The following is an 18,748-nucleotide window of genomic DNA, read 5'->3' as shown; positions in this document are numbered from 1 at the left end:
GGGCGGCCCCGCGGGGCCGCCCTTCGTTCGTTCGTTCGTCCGGGCCGGCCGCGCGGCCGGCCCGTTCGCGGTGATGCCGTTACAGGTTCGGCGACAGCGTGAGCGCGTTCGTCAGGTCGCCCATCGGCTGCGCGCCGTTCGCCTTCAGCGCGTCGTCGCGCTGCTGCAGGCCCGCGAGGCGCGGCAGCGAGAAGCGGCGGGTGATGAGGCGCAGGATCGAACCCGTGTCGTACTGCGTGTGATCCACGAAGCCCTTCTTCGCGTACGGCGACACGATCAGCGCCGGAATGCGCGTGCCCGGGCCCCAGCGATCGGCGGTCGGCGGCGCGGCATGATCCCAGAAGCCGCCGTTTTCGTCGTACGTGACGACCACGACCATGTTCTTCCACTGCGGGCTTGCCTGCAGGTGCGCGATCACGTCGGCGATGTGCTGGTCGCCGGAGGTGACGTCCGTGTAGCCCGGGTGCTCGTTCAGGTTGCCCTGCGGCTTGTAGAACGCGACCTGCGGCAGCGTGCCCGCGTCGATCGCCTTGATGAACTCGGCGCCGTTCGCGCCGCCGTCGAGCAGGTGCTGCGCGCGGCTCGCGGTGCCCGGTGCCTGGTTCGCGAAGTAGTTGAACGGCTGGTGGTGCGGCTGGAAGTTCGGCGTCGAGAGGTCGGCGCCGTAGATCACGTTCGACGTGCCGCTCTGGCTCGCCTGCAGCGCCTGGCCCCATGCGCCGCCGTACCATGCCCACGACACGCCCGCGTTGGTCAACAGGTCGCCGATGTTGGTTGCCGTCTGCGGCGGCATCGTCGACGCATTGGCCGGATCGGCCAGCAGCGGGTCGCCGCCCGCGGCTGCCTTGTTGCCGCTCGGCTGGTATGCCGGCTGCATCGTGTTGACGCCGTAGAAGTCAGGCGTCAGCGCGCCGTCGTTGACGAACTTCGGTGCGCCGCTCAGCGCGGAGGCCGGCGAGTTCGTGGCGACCTTCAGCGACTTGCCGTCGGCGTTCAGGACGGCGATCTTGCCGGCCGCCGGGCTCTTGTCGGCGTTCGCGTAGAACGGCGCGCACGCGCAGATCAGGTACTGGTGGTTCAGGAACGAGCCGCCGAACGCGCCCATGAAGAAGTTGTCCGCCAGCACGTACTGCTGCGCGATCTTCCACAGCGGCAGCTTCGACGGATCCGCCGTGTAGTGGCCCATCGTCAGGCCGCCCGCATCGGTCCATGCGGCATACATGTCGTTCTTGCCGCCGTCGATCTGCATCTGGTCCTGATAGAAGCGGTGCACGATGTCGCGCGTCGCGATGCTCATCGACTGGTTGAAGCCGTTCGGATCGTCGATCGCGAACGGCGCGTTCGGCAGGTTCGCCGTCATCGCCTCGGTCACCGCCGGCGTGATGCCGGTCGCGGTCAGGCCGCCCCAGATCTTCGGCAGCGTCGCCATCGTCGAGCCGTCGCGATCCTTCTGCACCGAGTTCGCCGCCGTCGCGTTCTGCAAGCCGTTCGCGCCCGGGAAGTTGCCGTACAGGTTGTCGAAGCTGCGGTTTTCCGCGTAGATCACGACGACGTTCTTGACGGCCGACAGGCCTTGCTGCGTGACATCGTCGCCGCCGCAGGCGGTCAGGCTGAGCGCGGCCGCGAGGGCGATCGGCGTGTAACGAATCCAGGCGTGCTTCTTCATGCGATGTTCTCTCTTTCGTCGTATGTCGCGTGTGGGAATCGCGGTGGTGTAGGGCCAGCGCGGGGACCTTCGGGCACCGACCGGCTGCGCGAATTATCTGGAACCGATTTGACAGGCGGGTGTAGGGGCGCTTTCAATTGACTGTCGGTCGAACGTCATGCAACGGTCACGCAACTGACATAAGCTCCGGCCGATTGCCCACCGCTACAAGAAGAACGACGATGCACAGCCTTCTGAAATCCTTCGCGTCCGCGCGATCGTTGATCCCCGCCGCGGCGACGCTGGCGCTGGTCGGCGGGCTCGCGGCGCTCGCCGGTTGCGATGCGCGCCCCGGTGCCGATGCATCGGCCGCCTCCGTCGTGCCGGCGGCACAGGCCGCTCCGGCCGCTCCGGCCGCTCCGGCGGTCGCGCCGGCCAGCCAGCCGCAGACGCGCGCGCAGGTATTCGAGGGCGTGAAGCAGATGACGGCGCTCGGCAAGCAGTTGTTCTTCGATCCGTCGCTGTCGGGGTCCGGCAAGCTCGCATGCGCGTCGTGCCATAGCGCCGAGCATGCGTTCGGGCCGCCGAACGCGCTGTCGGCACAGCTCGGCGGCGACGACATGCACAGCACGGGCTTTCGTGCGGTGCCGTCGCTGAAGTACCTGCGCGGCATTCCTCCGTTCAGCGAGCACTTCCACGATTCACCGGACGAAGGCGACGAAAGCATCGACGCGGGCCCGACCGGCGGGCTGACCTGGGACGGTCGCGTCGACACGCGCGATGCGCAGGCGCGCATCCCCCTCACGTCGCCATTCGAGATGAGCAGCTCGCCGGCGCGAGTCGCGAAGGCGGTTCGCGCCGCGCCGTATGCCGACGCGTTCCGCAAGGCGTTCGGCGATCGGGTCCTCGGCGACGACCAGGCGACGTTCGGTGCGGTGCTGCGCGCCCTCGACGCATTCCAGCAGCAGCCGGCGCTGTTCGATCCGTACACCAGCAAGTACGACGCCTATCTTGCCGGACACGCGCAACTCACGCCCGCGGAGCTGCGCGGGCTGCAGCTGTTCAACGACGAGAAGAAGGGCAACTGCGCGAGCTGTCACGTGAGCCAGCGCACGCTCGAAGGCGGCCCGCCGCAGTTCAGCGATTTCGGCCTGATCGCGATCGCGGTGCCGCGCAACCGCGCGCTGCCGGTCAATCGCGATCCGCGCTTCTTCGATCTCGGCGCGTGCGGCCCCGAGCGCACCGACCTGAAGGGCCGCGACGAATTCTGCGGCTTGTTCCGCACGCCGTCGCTGCGCAACGTCGCGCTGCGCAAGACGTTCTTCCACAACGGCGTGTACCACTCGCTCGAGGACGTGATGCGTTTCTACGTCGAGCGCGACATCCATCCGGAGAAGTTCTATCCGGTCGTGCACGGCAAGGTGCAGGTCTACGACGACCTGCCGAAGCGCTACTGGCCGAACATCAACCGCGAGCCGCCGTTCGACCGCAAGCGCGGCGACGCGCCCGCACTGAACGCGGCCGAGATCAAGGACGTGATCGCGTTCCTGAACACGCTGACCGACGGATATCAACCGGCGGCCACGTCGGCGGCGCGCTAGACGACGTGCGTTGCGGCACGCATGCTATGCTCGCGGGCTGACGGGCGTGGCGCGTGCCGGATCGCCGGCCGCCGGTTCGCCGGCCGCGCGCCATGCCGTTGATCGAACATCCAAGGAGAACAACACATGTCGATGCGTGCATCCCTTTCCGTCGTCACGCGCGTGCTGGCCGGCGCCGCGTGCGCAGCCGCGATGCTGCCCGCCCACGCACAGAGCAACCTGGGCTTCCTGAACGACACGCCGCTCGCCTACTTCAGCAAGACCGACCGCGCGTCGCTGGCCAAGGCCGTGGCGCAGGTGCGCGACGAAGGCAAGGACGGCGAGACCACGACCTGGCAGAGCAGCGGCCGCGGCACGCAGATCGATGCGAAGCTCACGCCGTCGACGTCCGAGAGCGACGGCAAGACCTGCCGCGAGATCGCCACCGACATTTCCGCGAAGGGCCAGACGCTGACGCTCAAGCCCGTCTATTGCAAGACCGCCGCGGGCAAGTGGCAACTGCAGAAGCGCTGAGCACGCGTGCAATGAAGCGCAGCGGTGCGCCGCGCACGGTATCGTGCGGCGTCGTGATTCTCGACGGGTCCGGACGCGTCTTCCTCGCGCACGCGACGGATACCACGCACTGGGACATCCCGAAGGGGCAGGGCGAGCCCGGCGAGTCGCCGGCCGACGCGGCGCTGCGGGAGCTGCGCGAGGAAACCGGCATCGAGTTCGCGCCGGCGCGGCTGCTCGATCTCGGCCGCTTCGCATACCGTCACGACAAGGACCTGCACCTGTTCGCGGTGCAGGTCGCGGACGACGAGATCGATCCCGCGCACTGCACGTGCACGTCGCTGTTCCCGAGCCGTCGCGACGGCTCGCTGATTCCGGAGATGGACGCGTATCGCTGGACCGCACCCGGCGACGTCGACGCGTATGCGAGCCGCAGCCTCGCGCGGCTGTTTCGCACGACGCTGTCGCTCGCGGATCTGCACCGGCGGCTGGCGGGCGCGTGAGCGCGGCGGCCGGCGCGGCCGCGCGATCTCCGCGTATTTCCGCGCACGCAATAAAAAACGGCCCGAAGGCCGTTTTTTTTCATCACGCGACGGGCGGCGCCAGGCCGCCGCGCCGCGCGCGGAGCAGGCCGTCAGGCCGGCTTGCCCCAGCTGTCGCGCAGCCCGACGATCCGGTTGAACACCGGCTTGCCCGGCTTCGAATCGACACGGTCGGCGACGAAATAACCGTGACGCTCGAACTGGAGGCGCGTTTCCGGCGCGACGTCGCCGGCGCCCGGTTCGACGTAGGCCTGCGTGATCTTCTTCGAGTCCGGGTTCAGCGCCTCGAGGAAGTTCGCGCCGCCCGCGTCCGGGTGCGGCTCCTTGAACAGCCGGTCGTAGATCCGCACTTCGGCCGCCTGCGCATGCTTCGCGCTGACCCAGTGGATGTTGCCCTTGACCTTGTAGGTGTTCGCGCCTTCGGTGCCCGACTTGCTGTCCGGGAAGTAGTTGCAGTGCACGGCCGTCACGTTGCCGTTGGCGTCCTTGTCGAAGCCCGTGCATTCGATCACGTAGCCGTAGCGCAGGCGCACCTTGTTGCCCGGGAACAGCCGGAAATAGCCCTTCGGCGGGTTCTCGACGAAGTCCTCGCGCTCGATCCACAGCTCGCGCGAGATCGGGAACGTGCGCACGCCGCGCTCCGGGTGATGCGGATGCACGGGGGCCGTGCACGCTTCCTCGAGGTCTTCCGGATAGTTGTCGATCACGAGCTTCAGCGGATCGAGCACGGCGACCGAGCGCGGCGCCTTGTCGTCGAGATCGTCGCGCAGCGCGCCTTCGAACACGCTCATGTCGATCCACGAATCGACCTTCGTCACGCCGATCCGCTCGCAGAACAGGTGGATGCTCTCCGGCGTGAAGCCGCGGCGGCGGATCCCGACGATCGTCGGCATGCGCGGGTCGTCCCAGCCTTCGACGTGACCTTCGGTGACGAGCTGCAGCAGCTTGCGCTTGCTGGTGATCGCGTACGTGAGGTTCAGGCGCGAGAATTCGATCTGTTGCGGCAGCGGGCGCGTGAACATGCCGGCTTCCGCGAGTTCGTTCAGCACCCAGTCGTACAGCGGGCGATGATCCTCGAACTCGAGCGTGCACAGCGAGTGCGTGATGCCTTCGAGCGCATCCGAGATGCAGTGCGTGTAGTCGTACATCGGATACACGCACCACGCGTCGCCGGTGCGGTAGTGGTGCGCGTAGCGGATCCGGTAGATCACCGGGTCGCGCATGTTCATGTTCGGCGAAGCCATGTCGATCTTCGCGCGCAGCACGTGCTCGCCTTCCTTGAACTCGCCGGCCTTCATCCGGCGGAACAGGTCGAGGTTTTCCTCGGGCGAACGGTCGCGGAACGGCGACGGCTTGCCGCCTTCGGTCAGCGAGCCGCGGTTCGCGCGCATTTCATCGGCGCTCTGGCTGTCGACGTACGCCTTGCCGCGCTGGATCAGCAGCTCGGCGAATTCGTACAGCTTGTCGTAGTAGTCGCTCGCGAAGTACTGGTGATCGACCGCATCCTTGCGCCAGTCGAAGCCGAGCCAGCGCACCGCGTCGACGATCGAGTCGACGTATTCGACGCTTTCCTTTTCCGGGTTCGTGTCGTCGAAGCGCAGGTGGCACACGCCGCCGTAGTCGCGCGCGACGCTGAAGTTCAGGCAGATGCTCTTCGCATGGCCGATGTGCAGATAGCCGTTCGGCTCGGGCGGAAAGCGCGTCTCGACGCGGCCGCTCCATTTGCCGGTGCGGTTGTCGTCGTCGATGATGTTGCGGATGAAATTGGAAGCCGCGGGGGCGTCGTTACGTTCGGTGCTCATGCGGTTGGCGTCAGGTTGTGTCGGCGCGTCGCGCCGGTTTAATCCTGTAATTCTACCTGACCGGGGTCCGTCCCGCGCGGGTTGCGGCGTCGGGCGGGCGGCTCGCGCCGCGGATCGCAATATCTCGATAATGTGTCGGCTGTAACACGACGTAAATCGGATTGCCGCGCGCGTTCGGGTTTTCCTATGATGGCTTTACCGATTCAATGCCGCCATTCGTATTTTTTGCCTGGCGGGAGGACACCAACAATCATCATGAAGAAGACCACTTTTCTCGTTCGTACCGCAGTCATCGTCGCGGCCCTGTCGCAACTCGGCGCATGTGCGATGACGCACACGCAGCGTAACGCCGGGATCGGCGCGGCCGCGGGCGGCGCGCTCGGCTACCTGATCACGGGCGGCCCGGTCGGCACGGTCGCCGGCGCCGCGGCAGGCGGCCTGGTCGGCGCCGGCGTGCGCTGATCGACGCCGGCGCGCGTGAGCGCCGGCCGGTCGTGATCGCGTGCGCAGCGCGTCGCGACCGATCCATCCGCCGCACATCCATTCCGCGATTCGACAGGCAGCATCAGGGAGGAGCGGGTGTGCGACACTGCGTCGACGTCACATAACGACATCATGCGTCGACGAACCTTCCATGAGCGACTCTCCCGTTTTCGTGCTGCCGGGCTACGGCAACTCCGGTCCGTTCCACTGGCAAAGCCGCTGGGAGCGCGCCGACGCGCGTTTCATGCGCATCGCGATGCCCGACTGGGACCGTGCGTTCCGCAACGGCTGGTGTCTCGCGCTCGACCGTGCCGTCGAAGCCGCACCGGGCCCCGTGACGATCGCCGCGCACAGCCTCGGCACGCTGACCACCGCGTGGTGGGCGACCCGCTACGCGCGGCCGGCCGCGCTCGCGAAGGTGCGCGGCGCGCTGCTCGTCGCGTTGCCCGACCCGGCCGGGCCGGCGTTTCCGGCCGACGCGCACGGTTTCGCGCCGGTGCCGCACGAACGGCTGCCGTTTCCGACCTGCGTGGTCGCGAGCAGCGACGATCCGTACGGCTCGATCGCGTTCGCGCGCCGCTGCGCGCACGCGTGGGGGAGCGCCTTCCATGACCTCGGCGCGCGCGGCCACATCAACGCGGACAGCGGGCTCGGCGACTGGCCCGACGCACGCGGCTGGCTCGATGCGCTTGCGCGCTAGCCGCTAGCTATCGTTTCATGGGTCCGGCAGCGGTCAGCCGGCGCCCGGGCATACGGCCGCGCGCACCCGAAAGTGCCTTGCCGGGCGCGCTCGTCCGGGCCGGCTCAGATCGCCTGCTTCGCCTTCAGCGCCGCGATGCGTGCGTCGTCGTAGCCGAGCATGTCGCGCAGTACGTCTTCCGTCTGCGCGCCGAGCAGCGGCGGGGCGGTGTGCGCCTCGGGCGGCGTCGCGCTCATCCGGATCGGATTGCGCACGAGCTTCACGTCCGCGCCGCACGGGTGCGGCAGCGACACCTGCATCCCGCGCGCGACCACCTGTTCGTTGGCGAACACCTCGTCGAGTTCGTTGATCGGCCCGCACGGCACGCCGGCCGCTTCCAGCACGCCGATCCAGTCGGCCTTGCCGCGCGTCTTCACCATCTCCGCGAGGATCGGCACCAGCGTGTCGCGATGGCGCACGCGCGACGGGTTGGTCGCGAACCGTTCGTCGTCGGCCAGCTCGGGCCGGCCGCCGGTCTCGACGAACTTGCGGAACTGCCCGTCGTTGCCGACCGCGACGATGATCCAGCCGTCGCTCGTCTGGAACGTCTGGTACGGCACGATGTTCGGGTGCGCGTTGCCCCAGCGCACCGGCGGCTTGCCGCTCGCGAGGAAGTTGGTGTTCATGTTCGCGAGCAGCGCGACCTGCACGTCGAGCAGCGCCATGTCGATGTACTGGCCTTCGCCCGTGCGGTCGCGGTGCGCGAGCGCGGCGAGCACGGCGATCGTCGAATAGAGGCCGGTCGCGAGATCGGCGATCGCCACGCCGGCCTTCTGCGGGCCGCCGCCCGGTTCGCTGTCGCGTTCGCCGGTGATGCTCATGAAGCCGCCGATCCCCTGGACGATGAAGTCGTAGCCCGCGCGATGCGCGTACGGGCCCGTCTGGCCGAACCCCGTGACCGAGCAATAGACGAGATCGGGCTTCACCGCGCGCAGCGAATCGTAATCGAGCCCGTATTTCTTCAGCTGCCCGACCTTGTAGTTCTCGAGCACGACGTCGCTCTGCGCGGCGAGCTCGCGCACGATCTGCTGGCCTTCCGGCGTCGCGATGTCGACCGTCACCGAGCGCTTGTTGCGGTTCGCCGCGAGGTAGTACGCGGCCTCGGCCGTATCGGCGCCGGTCGCATCCTTCAGGTACGGCGGCCCCCAGTGGCGCGTGTCGTCGCCGGCGCCGGGGCGCTCGACCTTGATCACGTCCGCACCGAAGTCGGCAAGCGTCTGCGCGCACCACGGGCCCGCGAGCACGCGGGTGAGGTCCAGCACGCGGATATGGCTCAGGGCACCCATCGTCGAATCGTCTCCTTTCATGGCTCGCCCGGCCGGGGCAGGGCGAATTGGCATGCCGAGCATCTTAAGGCGAATCGGCCGCGCGGGTGGCCCAGGCCGGTCGTCCGGCGCGCCGGGCCGCTGCCGGCTGGGCCGCCGGTCTGTATCGTATAATCGAGCGTTTACGATATTTGCCCGCCGTGCGTCCGCGAGGACGGCCGGCGTTTGAAGCCGTCTTAGCCAGACATTCCCCGCACGCCATGAAAGCTGCCGAAATCCGCGAGAAATTCCTCAAATTCTTCGAATCGAAGGGCCACACGATCGTCCGCTCGTCGAGCCTCGTGCCCGGTAACGACCCCACGCTGATGTTCACGAACTCGGGCATGGTCCAGTTCAAGGACGTGTTCCTCGGCACGGACCCGCGTCCGTACTCGCGCGCCACCACGGCGCAGCGCAGCGTGCGCGCGGGCGGCAAGCACAACGACCTCGAGAACGTCGGCTACACGGCGCGCCACCACACGTTCTTCGAGATGCTCGGCAACTTCTCGTTCGGCGACTACTTCAAGCACGACGCGATCCGCTTCGCGTGGGAGCTGCTGACCACGGTCTACCAGTTGCCGAAGGACAAGCTGTGGGTCACCGTCTACCAGGAAGACGACGAAGCGTACGACATCTGGGCGAAGGAAGTCGGCGTGCCGACCGAGCGGATCATCCGCATCGGCGACAACAAGGGCGCGCGCTACGCGTCGGACAACTTCTGGACGATGGGCGACACCGGCCCGTGCGGCCCGTGTACCGAAATCTTCTACGACCACGGCCCGGACGTGTGGGGCGGCCCGCCGGGGTCGCCCGAAGAAGACGGCGACCGCTACATCGAGATCTGGAACCTCGTGTTCATGCAGTTCAACCGCGACGCGCAGGGCAACATGACGCGCCTGCCGAAGCAGTCGGTCGACACCGGCATGGGCCTCGAGCGCCTCGCCGCGGTGTTGCAGCACGTGCACAGCAACTACGAGATCGACCTGTTCCAGAACCTGATCAAGGCCGCCGCGCGCGTGACCGAGATCAGCGACCTCACCAACAACTCGCTGAAGGTGATCGCCGATCACATCCGCGCGTGCTCGTTCCTGATCGTCGACGGCGTGATTCCCGGCAACGAAGGCCGCGGCTACGTGCTGCGCCGGATCGTGCGCCGCGCGATCCGCCACGGCTACAAGCTCGGCCGCAAGGGCTCGTTCTTCCACAAGCTGGTGGCCGACCTCGTCGCCGAGATGGGCGCCGCGTATCCGGAGCTGAAGGAAGCCGAGCAGCGCGTGACCGACGTGCTGCGCCAGGAAGAGGAGCGCTTCTTCGAGACGATCGAGCACGGGATGTCGATCCTTGAGGCCGCGCTGGCCGACGTCGAGGCGAAGGGCGGCAAGGTGCTCGACGGCGAACTCGCGTTCAAGCTGCACGACACCTACGGCTTCCCGCTCGACCTCACGGCCGACGTGTGCCGCGAGCGCGGGATGACGGTCGACGAGCCGGCGTTCGACGACGCGATGGCGCGTCAGCGCGAGCAGGCGCGCGCGGCCGGCAAGTTCAAGGCCGCGCAGGGCCTCGAATACTCGGGCGCGAAGACCACGTTCCACGGCTACGAGGAAATCGCGTTCGACGACGCGAAGGTCGTCGCGCTGTACGTCGACGGTTCGTCGGTCAATGAAGTGAAGAGCGGCCAGGATGCGGTCGTCGTGCTCGACCACACGCCGTTCTACGCGGAATCGGGCGGCCAGGTCGGCGACCAGGGCGTGCTCGCGAATGCGTCGACGCGCTTCGCGGTGGCCGACACGCTGAAGGTGCAGGCCGACGTGATCGGTCACCACGGCACGCTCGATCAGGGCACGCTGAAGATCGGCGACGTGCTGCGCGCGGAAATCGACGCGCACCGCCGTGCGCGCACGCAGCGCAACCACTCGGCCACCCACCTGATGCACAAGGCGCTGCGCGAAGTGCTCGGCGCGCACGTGCAGCAGAAGGGTTCGCTCGTCGATGCGGAGAAAACCCGCTTCGACTTCGCGCACAATGCACCGATGACCGACGACGAAATCCGTCGCGTCGAGCAGATCGTCAACAACGAAATCCTCGCGAACGCGCCGGGCATCGTGCGCGTGATGCCGTACGACGAAGCGGTGAAGGGCGGCGCGATGGCGCTGTTCGGCGAGAAGTACGGCGACGAAGTGCGCGTGCTCGACCTCGGCTTCTCGCGCGAACTGTGCGGCGGCACGCACGTGCACCGCACCGGCGACATCGGCTTCTTCAAGATCGTCGTCGAAGGCGGCGTCGCGGCCGGCATCCGTCGGGTCGAGGCGATCACCGGCGACAACGCGGTGCGTTTCGTGCAGGACCTCGACGCCCGTGTGAACGAAGCGGCGGCCGCGCTGAAGGCGCAGCCGTCGGAACTCACGCAGCGCATCGCGCAGGTGCAGGACCAGGTGAAGTCGCTCGAGAAGGAGCTGGGCGCGCTGAAGTCGAAGCTGGCATCGAGCCAGGGCGACGAGCTCGCGCAGCAGGCCGTCGAGATCGGCGGCGTGTACGTGCTGGCCGCGACGCTCGACGGCGCGGACGCGAAGACGCTGCGCGAAACGGTCGACAAGCTGAAGGACAAGCTGAAGAGCGCGGCGATCGTGCTGGCGGCCATCGAAGGCGGCAAGGTCAGCCTGATCGCGGGTGTCACGCCGGATGCGAGCAAGAAGGTCAAGGCCGGCGAGCTCGTGAACTTCGTCGCTCAGCAGGTCGGCGGCAAGGGCGGCGGCCGTCCGGACATGGCGCAGGCAGGCGGCACGGAACCGGCGAACCTGCCGGGCGCGCTGGCAGGCGTCAAGGGCTGGGTCGAAGCGCGTCTTTGATCGTCACGGCTGAGGCGATGCGGTCTCGCTGACCCCATCGCATCCCATGGAAAAACGACCCGATCGGCGGTGGCCGGTCGGGTCGTCTTGTTTATGCGCGGGATGAACGCGTGCCGGTCGCGAGCGCTGCCGAATCATGCCGGTACCGTTGCCGCCGGCGCCTTGGCCGCATCCCCCGCCTGCCGCGCAGCGTCACCGAGCGCATCGCGCAGCGCGGCGAGCGCGGCCGACGCGTAACCGTGCCGCCACGCGAGCAGCGTGTCGATCCCTTCGAGTTCGGGGATCGTGTGGGCGGCGACGTTGCCGGTCTCGGGCTGCAACTCGAGCACCGAGCGCGGCGCGACCGCGATGCCCGCGCCGGCCGCGACGCACGCGACGATCGCGTGATACGAGCCGAGTTCGAGCACGCGCGCGGGTTTCATCCCTTGCGCCGCATACCACTGCTCGACGTATTTCCGGTACGTGCAGCCGCGCTCGAACGCGATCAGCGTCGGCAGGATCACGTCGCGCGGCGTGCGCACCGGCGGATGGCCGCGCGGCGTCAGCAGCACGAGATCCTCGCGGAAGACCGGCACCGTCTCGAACGTGTCGGGCAGCGTGTCCGGCTCGGGCGGCCGCGCGAACAGCGCCGCGTCGATCTCGAAGTCGCGCACCTTGTCGATCAGCCAGCCGGTCGTGCCGGTCACGAGCTCCAGCGACACGTCGGGCCACGCATGGTGATAGCGCGCGAGCACGGTCGGCAGCCGGCTCGCGGCCGTGCTTTCCATCGTGCCGAGCCGCAGCCGCCCGCGCGGCGTGTCCTCGCGCACCGCGTCGCGCGCCTCGTCGGCAAGCTCGAGTAGCCGCTCCGCGTACGGCAGCAGCGTGTGCCCGGCCGGCGTCAGCACGAGCCGGCGGCCGTCGCGCACGAACAGCGCCGCGCCGAGTTCCTCCTCGAGCTGCTTGATGCGCGTCGTCACGTTCGACTGCACGCGATTGAGCTTCGCCGCCGCGCGCGTCACACCGTTCTCGCGCACGACGGCCCGGAAAATCGCCAGCGCCGCCAGATCCATGATTCTCTCCAGGAGATATGTGGATTCTTGATTATTCATTTATCGAGAACGTTTGGTCAAGCTACGATACAAGCATTCCGATTACCGTTCCGGCCGGCGCGCGCAGCGCGCGGCCCTTGCCGCCATGTCCCGTTCCGATGCTTCGACCGCCGCCGCCGCCGTCACTGCCCCGCGCCCGTCCGAGGATGCCGACCGCCGCGCCCGCGCGGCCGCGCTCGCCTGCCTGATCGGGCTCGCGGTCGCGCTCGGCGTCGGCCGCTTCGCGTTCACGCCGCTGCTGCCGCTGATGCTCGCCGACGGCTCGATCGGCCTGCAGGCCGGCAGCTGGCTCGCGTCGGCGAACTACGCGGGCTATTTCGTCGGCGCGGTCAGCTGCGCGGCGGTGCGGGTCGCGCCCGCGCGGATGGTGCGCTTCGGGCTGGCCGCCACCGTGCTGTTGACCGCCGCGATGGGTGTCGGCCATCTGCTCCCCGTGTGGCTCGCGGTGCGCTTCGTCGCGGGCGTCGTCAGTGCCTGGACCTTCGTGTTCGTGTCGCAATGGGGGCTGCGGCGGCTCGCCGAGCTGCACGCGCCCGAGTGGAGCGGGGTGATCTACGCGGGGCCGGGCGTCGGCATCGTGCTGACGGGGCTGATCGGCAGCGCGCTGGCCGGCCATCGCGCGGCGCCAGGCTGGCTCGGCTTCGCGGCGTTGTCGGCGGTGCTGTCGGCCGCGATCTGGCGCACGTTCGGCACCGCGCCGGCGCCGGCGGCCGGGTCGCCGGCCGCGCCCGCCCGGCTTGCGGCGACGGCCGCGGCACCGCACGACGCGCGGCGCCATCGGGCCGACGCCGCGTGGCTCGTCGCGCTGTACGGGTTGCCGGGCTTCGGCTACATCATCACCGCGACGTTTCTGCCGGTGATCGCGCGCGCCGCGCTGCCGGCCGGCTCGCCGTGGCCGGACCTGTTCTGGCCGATGTTCGGCGCGGCGCTGATCGTCGGCGCGATCGCCGCTTCCCGGCTACCCGGCCACTGGGACAACCGGCTGCTGCTCGCCACCGGCTGCGCGACGCAGGCGCTCGGGATCGCGGCGGGCATCGTGTGGCCGAACGCGGCCGGCTTCTCGGTCGGCAGTGCGCTGCTCGGCCTGCCGTTCACCGCGATCACGCTGTTCGCGATGCGCGAGGCGCGGCGGCTGCACGGCGAACGTGCGGCCGGGCTGATGGGCTATGCGACCGCGTCGTACGGGGTCGGGCAGATTCTCGGCCCGCTCGTCGCGGCGCCGCTGACCGCGCGCTTCGGGTCGTTCTCGCCGGCGCTGTGGGTCGCGGCGGGCGCGTTGCTCGTCGGTGCCGCGGGCTTCGCGGCGACCGCCGCACGCGGGCGTGCGCAACCCCGCATGCAACCCTGACCGCATCGGGGCCGGATCGTCTGCGGCGCGGGCAAACTCGCTAGAATGAAGCCTTTCCCGCGCCGAGCGGGCGCGCGAGGCGGCCTGCCTGCCGCCGCTGGGCGCTCGCCAGATCCCCATCGATGACCACCGCCGATTACCGTTTTTGCCCGCGCTGCGCGCGTCCGCTGACCGAGCGCGCCGATCCCGAACACGAGGGCGGCCGCGTCCGCCAGGCCTGCCCGGACGACGCATGCGGCTACGTGCACTGGAACAACCCGCTGCCGGTGGTGGCCGCGATCGTCGAGCTCGACGGCAAGATCCTGCTCGCACGCAACGCGGCCTGGCCGGAAGGGATGTTCGCGCTGATCACCGGTTTCCTCGAGAACGGCGAGACACCCGAGGACGGCATCGCGCGCGAGGTGTTCGAGGAAACCGCGCTGAAGGCCGAGCAGGTCACGCTGGTCGGCGTCTATGAATTCATCCGCAAGAACGAACTGATCATCGCGTACCACGTGCGCGCGTCGGGCAGCGTCGCGCTGTCGCCGGAACTGCTCGAGTACCGCCTCGTCGATCCGCCGTTGCTGCGCCCGTGGCGTGCCGGCACCGGCTACGCGCTGGCCGACTGGATGCGCGCGCGCGGCCTCGATTTCGAATTCGTCGATCGAGCGGGGCAATGACGGGCCGCGCTGCACCCCGCATGTCATCCGCCGCGCCGCGCACGGTCGCGACGCGGCATCCCGCCGTTCGCCCGCGTGCCGTCCCGTACGGCCGCCGCGCGACGTCCTCCTCGTCCTGACCGCCACCGCCATGTCCGACAAGCCGCAGCCGCGTCCGCGCGATGCCTATCGCCACTTCCTGCCGATCACGACCCGCTGGATGGACAACGACGTCTACGGGCACGTGAACAACGTCGTCTACTACAGCTACTTCGACACCGTCGTGAACGAATACCTGATCCGCGCGGGCGTGCTCGACGTCGAGCATGGGCAGACGATCGGGCTCGTGGTCGAGACGCAGTGCAACTACTTCGCGCCGCTCGTGTTTCCGCAGTCGGTCGATGCGGGGCTGCGCGTCGCGAAGCTCGGCACGTCGAGCGTGCGCTACGAGATCGGGCTGTTCGCGGCGGGGGAATCCGCGCCGGCCGCGCAGGGGCATTTCGTGCACGTGTACGTCGATCGCGACACGCGCCGCCCGGTGCCGCTGCCGGATGCGCTGCGCGCGGCGCTCGAACCGCTCGCCGGCTGACGGGCGCGCGGCGGTGCATGCGTTCGCGCTCCAGGCGTTCAACGGCCTCAGCTACGGGTTGCTGCTGTTCATGCTGTCGGCCGGTCTCACGCTGATCTTCAGCGTGCAGGGCGTGCTCAACTTCGCGCATGCGAGCTTCTACATGTTCGGCGCGTACGTGGGCTACAGCATCGCGGCGCGCGCGGGTTTCTGGCCCGCGCTCGTGCTCGCGCCGCTCGCGGTCGGGCTGCTCGGCGCCGGCTGCGAGCGCGGGCTGCTGCGCCGCGTGCAGGCGCGCGGCGGCCACACGAGCGAACTGCTGCTGACCTTCGGCCTCGCGTACCTGATCGGCGAGGGCGCGAAACTCCTGTGGGGCCTCGCGCCGCTGCCGGCCCCGGTGCCGCCGCTGTTCGACGGTGCGCCCGTGACCGTGTTCGGCCTCGCGCTGCCGCGCTACCGGCTCTTCATGATGGCGATGTCCGCGGCGATGCTGATCGCGCTCGGTGCGCTGCTGCGCGCGTCGCGCATCGGGCTCGTCGTGCGCGCCGCGCTCACGCACCGCGCGGCCGTCGAGGCGCTCGGCTACGACGTGCCGCGCGTGATGACGGGGTTGTTCGGCGCGGGCACCGCGCTGGCGGCGCTGGCCGGCGTGATCGGCGCGCCGCTCGCGGTGATCGAACCGGCGCTGGCCGAGACCGTCGGCTCGGTGGTGTTCGCGGTCGTCGTGATCGGCGGGCTCGGTTCGCTCAGCGGCGCGTTCGTCGCGTCGCTCGCGGTCGGATTCGCGCAGACCTTCGCGGCATCCAGCGACACGTCGCTGCGCGACCTCGCGCAATCGGCGGGCGTCGCGCTGCCCGACAGCGTCGCCACCGTGTCGATCGCGCAGCTTGCACCGCTGGTCCCGTACCTGCTGCTCGTCGCGGTGCTGGTCGCCCGTCCGCGCGGGCTGTTCGGCGAGCGTGTCGATGGCTAGCCGCGTGCGGGCCGGCGCGCTGCGCTGGGTGCTGTTCGCCGCGTGCCTGGCCTTGCCCGCGTGGCTGTGGCCGCATGGCGCGGTGCTCGGCTATCTCGCGCAGACGGCCGCGCTCGTGGTGCTCGCGCTGTCGTACAACCTGCAGCTCGGCGCGACCGGGCTGCTGTCGTTCGGCCATGCGGCCTTCGCGGGCCTCGGCGCATTCGCCGCCGCGCACTGGTTCAATCACGTCGGCGCTCCGCTGCCGCTGTTGCCGCTCGTCGGCGGCGTGGCCGGCGCGGGTTTCGGGTTCCTGGCCGGCCTGCTCGCGACACGCCGCGCGGGCACCGGGTTCGCGATGATCACGCTCGGCCTCGGTGAATGCGTCGCGGCCGCCGCGTGGAGCGTGCCCGCGTGGTTCGGCGGTCTCGGCGGCGTGCCGATCGACCGTGCGAGCGGCACGCCATGGGGCGGCTGGCATTTCGGCGCGGAAACACAGGCCTACGCGGTGATCGCCGCATGGTGCGTCGTGTCGGCGCTGGCGATGTACGCGCTGACGCGCACGCCGCTCGCGCGGCTCGCGAACGCGGTGCGCGACAACCCCGCGCGCGTCGCGGCGCTCGGCACCGAGCCGCGCCGCGTGCGGCTCGCGATGGTCACCTGCGCGTCGTTCTTCGCGGGCATCGCCGGCACGCTGACGCTGATCGACGTCGAGATCGCGACGCCCGACAGCGTGTCGATGGCGCGTTCGGCGACCGTGCTGATCGCCGCGGTGATCGGCGGCACCGGCACGTTCTTCGGACCGGCGGCCGGCGCAGTGGTGCTGACCGCGCTGAGCGTCGTCGTCGCGAGCGTGTCGCGCGCCTGGGCGCTGTATCTCGGCGTGCTGTTCGTCGTGGTCGTCGTCGCCGCGCCGCGCGGGATCGCGGGGATCGTGCAGACGCTCGTGCAGGCGTTGCGCCGCGGCGTGCCGGCCGCCGAGCGCTGGCGCGTGCTGTGCGGCGTCGGCGCATGCGTGTTCTGGGGTGTCGCGATCGTCTGCGCGGCCGAGCTCGGCTATGCGTGGCGTTTCGCGCAGGACGACGGCACCGGCATCGCGTTCGGCGCGTGGGGTATCGATGCGGATGCGCCGGCCGGCTGGGCGGTCGCGTGCTCGGCGGCCGGCATCGGCACGCTGCTGTGGGGCTGGCATGCGCGGCTGACGAACCACGGGCGCGGCAAGCGGGAGGAGCGGCGATGACCGGCGACGCGATCGCGCTCCACGGCATCGTGCAGCGTTTCGGCGCACAGACCGTGCTCGACGGTATCGAACTGAGCGTCCCGGCCGGCGAGCGTCATGCGCTGATCGGGCCGAACGGCGCGGGCAAGTCGACGCTGTTCGGCGTGATTGCCGGCGCGCTGCGGCCGACGCGCGGACGCGTCGTCCTGCACGGCGTCGAGCTGCGCGGGCGCGGGCCGGTGGTCGCGAGCCGGCTCGGCATCGGCCGCAGTTTCCAGCAGACGAGCGCGTTCGCGCGGCTGAGCGTCTTCGACAACCTGCGCTGCGCGGTGCTGCATGCGCCGGCCGAGCGGCGGCGCTGGTGGAACCGGCTGCGCGAATCGGCGTCGGTCGATCGCGCGGCCGCGAACGTGCTGCACGACATCGGCCTCGACGCGCGGCACGACACGCCGGCCGGCGAACTCGGCTATGCGGAACAGCGCGCGCTCGATCTCGGCATCGCGCTCGCGAGCGGCGCGCGCACGCTGTTGCTCGACGAACCGACGGCCGGCATGAACCGCGACCAGGCGGCGCGGATGATCGCGCTGATCCGCGCGACGACGCAGGGCCGCACGGTGCTGATGATCGAGCACGACATGGATGCGGTGTTCGGCTTCGCCGAGCGGATCACGGTGCTCGTGCGCGGCACGGTGGTCGCGACCGGTGCGCCCGACGCGATCCGCGCGGACCCGGCCGTGCGTGCCGCCTATCTGGGCGAGGGCGCATGAGCGCGCTGCTCGACATGCGCGGCCTGCGCGCGTGGTACGGGATGCAGCCTGTGCTCGACGCCGTCGATCTCGCGCTCGCGCCGGGCGAGACGCTCGCGCTGCTCGGCCGCAACGGCTCGGGCCGCTCGACGCTCGCGAAGGCCGTGATGGGGCTCGTGCGCACCGCGGGGTCGGTGCGCATCGCCGGCGCCGAATGCGCGGGCGCGCGCACGTTCGAGATCGCGCGGCGCGGCGTGGCTTACGTCGCCGAAAGCCGCGACGTGTTTCCGCTGCTGAGCGTGCGCGACAACTTGCGGCTCGGGTTGCGCGGCGCGCATGGCGCGGCCGAACGCGCGGCGCTCGGCCGGCTGCTCGAGCGCTTTCCGCTGCTGGCGGCACGGGCGGACGTGAAGGCGGGGCGGCTGTCGGGCGGCGAACAGCAGGTGCTGGCGCTGGTGCGCGCGCTCGCGGGACGCCCGCGCGTGCTGATCGTCGACGAACCGGCCGAAGGGCTCGCGCCGCGCGCGGTCGACGAGGTCGGCGCCTGCCTCGCGGCGCTGCAGGCCGACGGCGTCGCGATCCTGCTGATCGAGCAGCGGCTGCAGCTTGCGCCGCGGCTCGCGCGGCGCGTCGCGGTGATGGGGCGCGGGCGGATCGTCTACGACGGCGCGCTCGACGGGCTCGGCGGCGACGTCGTCAGTGCATGGCTGAGCGCCGGCTGACCGCGCGCCC

Annotated in this window: 17 protein-coding genes; 13 read left to right on the top strand and 4 right to left on the bottom strand. The window is 69.9% G+C overall.

The features are described from left to right. Positions 1-79: 79 nt before the first annotated feature. A complete protein-coding gene (locus U5771_RS16970; protein ID WP_322025036.1) occupies positions 80-1,666 on the bottom strand; it encodes an acid phosphatase in 1,587 nt (528 codons plus the stop codon). A gap of 221 nt (positions 1,667-1,887) precedes the next feature. Here U5771_RS16970 and U5771_RS16965 point away from each other — a divergent pair, with 221 nt between their 5' ends. The 3 genes from U5771_RS16965 (at position 1,888) to U5771_RS16955 (ending at position 4,241) form a co-directional block, all read left to right on the top strand. After that, positions 1,888-3,246, top strand: a complete 1,359-nt coding sequence (locus U5771_RS16965; protein WP_322025035.1) for a cytochrome-c peroxidase — start codon at positions 1,888-1,890, stop codon at positions 3,244-3,246. 126 nt (positions 3,247-3,372) lie between these two features. Then, entirely contained in the window at positions 3,373-3,759 is a 387-nt protein-coding gene (locus U5771_RS16960) for a hypothetical protein (RefSeq protein WP_322025034.1), read from the top strand. Between the two features lie 11 nt (positions 3,760-3,770). Then, positions 3,771-4,241, top strand: coding sequence for an NUDIX hydrolase (locus U5771_RS16955; RefSeq protein ID WP_322025033.1), 471 nt, complete (start codon positions 3,771-3,773; stop codon positions 4,239-4,241). Between the two features lie 131 nt (positions 4,242-4,372). On the opposite strand, the gene U5771_RS16950 is transcribed toward U5771_RS16955, so the two are convergent. Further along, positions 4,373-6,082: a glutamine--tRNA ligase/YqeY domain fusion protein gene (locus U5771_RS16950; RefSeq protein WP_322025032.1), complete on the bottom strand. Its 1,710-nt coding sequence runs from the start codon at positions 6,080-6,082 to the stop codon at positions 4,373-4,375. A gap of 252 nt (positions 6,083-6,334) precedes the next feature. Between U5771_RS16950 and U5771_RS16945 the strand changes: the two genes are divergently transcribed. Both U5771_RS16945 and U5771_RS16940 read left to right on the top strand, forming a co-directional pair. Further along, a complete protein-coding gene (locus U5771_RS16945) occupies positions 6,335-6,544 on the top strand; it encodes an ornithine acetyltransferase (protein ID WP_006497729.1) in 210 nt (69 codons plus the stop codon). A gap of 172 nt (positions 6,545-6,716) precedes the next feature. Beyond that, on the top strand, positions 6,717-7,265 hold the full coding sequence (locus tag U5771_RS16940; RefSeq protein WP_322025031.1) for an alpha/beta hydrolase: 549 nt from the start codon (positions 6,717-6,719) through the stop codon (positions 7,263-7,265). A gap of 104 nt (positions 7,266-7,369) precedes the next feature. Here the strand turns inward: U5771_RS16940 and U5771_RS16935 are convergent, their stop codons facing one another. Then, a complete protein-coding gene (locus U5771_RS16935; protein ID WP_322025030.1) occupies positions 7,370-8,590 on the bottom strand; it encodes a CaiB/BaiF CoA-transferase family protein in 1,221 nt (406 codons plus the stop codon). A 239-nt stretch (positions 8,591-8,829) separates the two neighbouring features. Between U5771_RS16935 and alaS the strand changes: the two genes are divergently transcribed. Next, positions 8,830-11,454, top strand: coding sequence for an alanine--tRNA ligase (alaS, locus tag U5771_RS16930; protein ID WP_322025029.1), 2,625 nt, complete (start codon positions 8,830-8,832; stop codon positions 11,452-11,454). A 134-nt stretch (positions 11,455-11,588) separates the two neighbouring features. Here alaS and U5771_RS16925 read toward each other — a convergent pair whose 3' ends face one another. Then, on the bottom strand, positions 11,589-12,506 hold the full coding sequence (locus U5771_RS16925; protein ID WP_322025028.1) for a LysR substrate-binding domain-containing protein: 918 nt from the start codon (positions 12,504-12,506) through the stop codon (positions 11,589-11,591). Positions 12,507-12,630: 124 nt separating this feature from the next. On the opposite strand from U5771_RS16925, the gene U5771_RS16920 reads away from it, so the two are divergent. The 7 genes from U5771_RS16920 to U5771_RS16890 all read left to right on the top strand — a co-directional run bounded on the left by U5771_RS16920 (position 12,631) and on the right by U5771_RS16890 (position 18,738). Further along, positions 12,631-13,893, top strand: coding sequence for a YbfB/YjiJ family MFS transporter (locus U5771_RS16920; RefSeq protein ID WP_322025027.1), 1,263 nt, complete (start codon positions 12,631-12,633; stop codon positions 13,891-13,893). A 122-nt stretch (positions 13,894-14,015) separates the two neighbouring features. Beyond that, positions 14,016-14,552 (top strand): NUDIX domain-containing protein, encoded by a 537-nt coding sequence (locus U5771_RS16915; RefSeq protein ID WP_322025026.1) that lies wholly within the window; start codon positions 14,016-14,018, stop codon positions 14,550-14,552. Between the two features lie 130 nt (positions 14,553-14,682). Beyond that, positions 14,683-15,120: a thioesterase family protein gene (locus U5771_RS16910; RefSeq protein WP_322025025.1), complete on the top strand. Its 438-nt coding sequence runs from the start codon at positions 14,683-14,685 to the stop codon at positions 15,118-15,120. 13 nt (positions 15,121-15,133) lie between these two features. Then, positions 15,134-16,072: a branched-chain amino acid ABC transporter permease gene (locus tag U5771_RS16905; RefSeq protein WP_322025088.1), complete on the top strand. Its 939-nt coding sequence runs from the start codon at positions 15,134-15,136 to the stop codon at positions 16,070-16,072. Beyond that, positions 16,065-17,291, top strand: coding sequence for a branched-chain amino acid ABC transporter permease (locus U5771_RS16900; RefSeq protein WP_322025024.1), 1,227 nt, complete (start codon positions 16,065-16,067; stop codon positions 17,289-17,291). Before U5771_RS16905 ends, U5771_RS16900 begins: the two co-directional genes overlap by 8 nt. After that, positions 17,288-18,037 (top strand): ABC transporter ATP-binding protein, encoded by a 750-nt coding sequence (locus tag U5771_RS16895; RefSeq protein WP_322025023.1) that lies wholly within the window; start codon positions 17,288-17,290, stop codon positions 18,035-18,037. The genes U5771_RS16900 and U5771_RS16895 overlap by 4 nt, the downstream gene beginning before the upstream one ends. Beyond that, the gene (locus tag U5771_RS16890) at positions 18,034-18,738 is read left to right on the top strand and encodes an ABC transporter ATP-binding protein (RefSeq protein ID WP_322025022.1); all 705 of its coding nucleotides are present in this window, start codon (positions 18,034-18,036) and stop codon (positions 18,736-18,738) included. The genes U5771_RS16895 and U5771_RS16890 overlap by 4 nt, the downstream gene beginning before the upstream one ends. Positions 18,739-18,748 lie beyond the last annotated feature (10 nt).

The sequence above is a fragment of the Burkholderia sp. BCC1977 genome (genome assembly GCF_905339595.1).
GTDB lineage: Bacteria > Pseudomonadota > Gammaproteobacteria > Burkholderiales > Burkholderiaceae > Burkholderia.
Note: the sequence above shows the minus strand (reverse complement) of the source record. Positions and strands in the feature narration are given on the sequence as shown.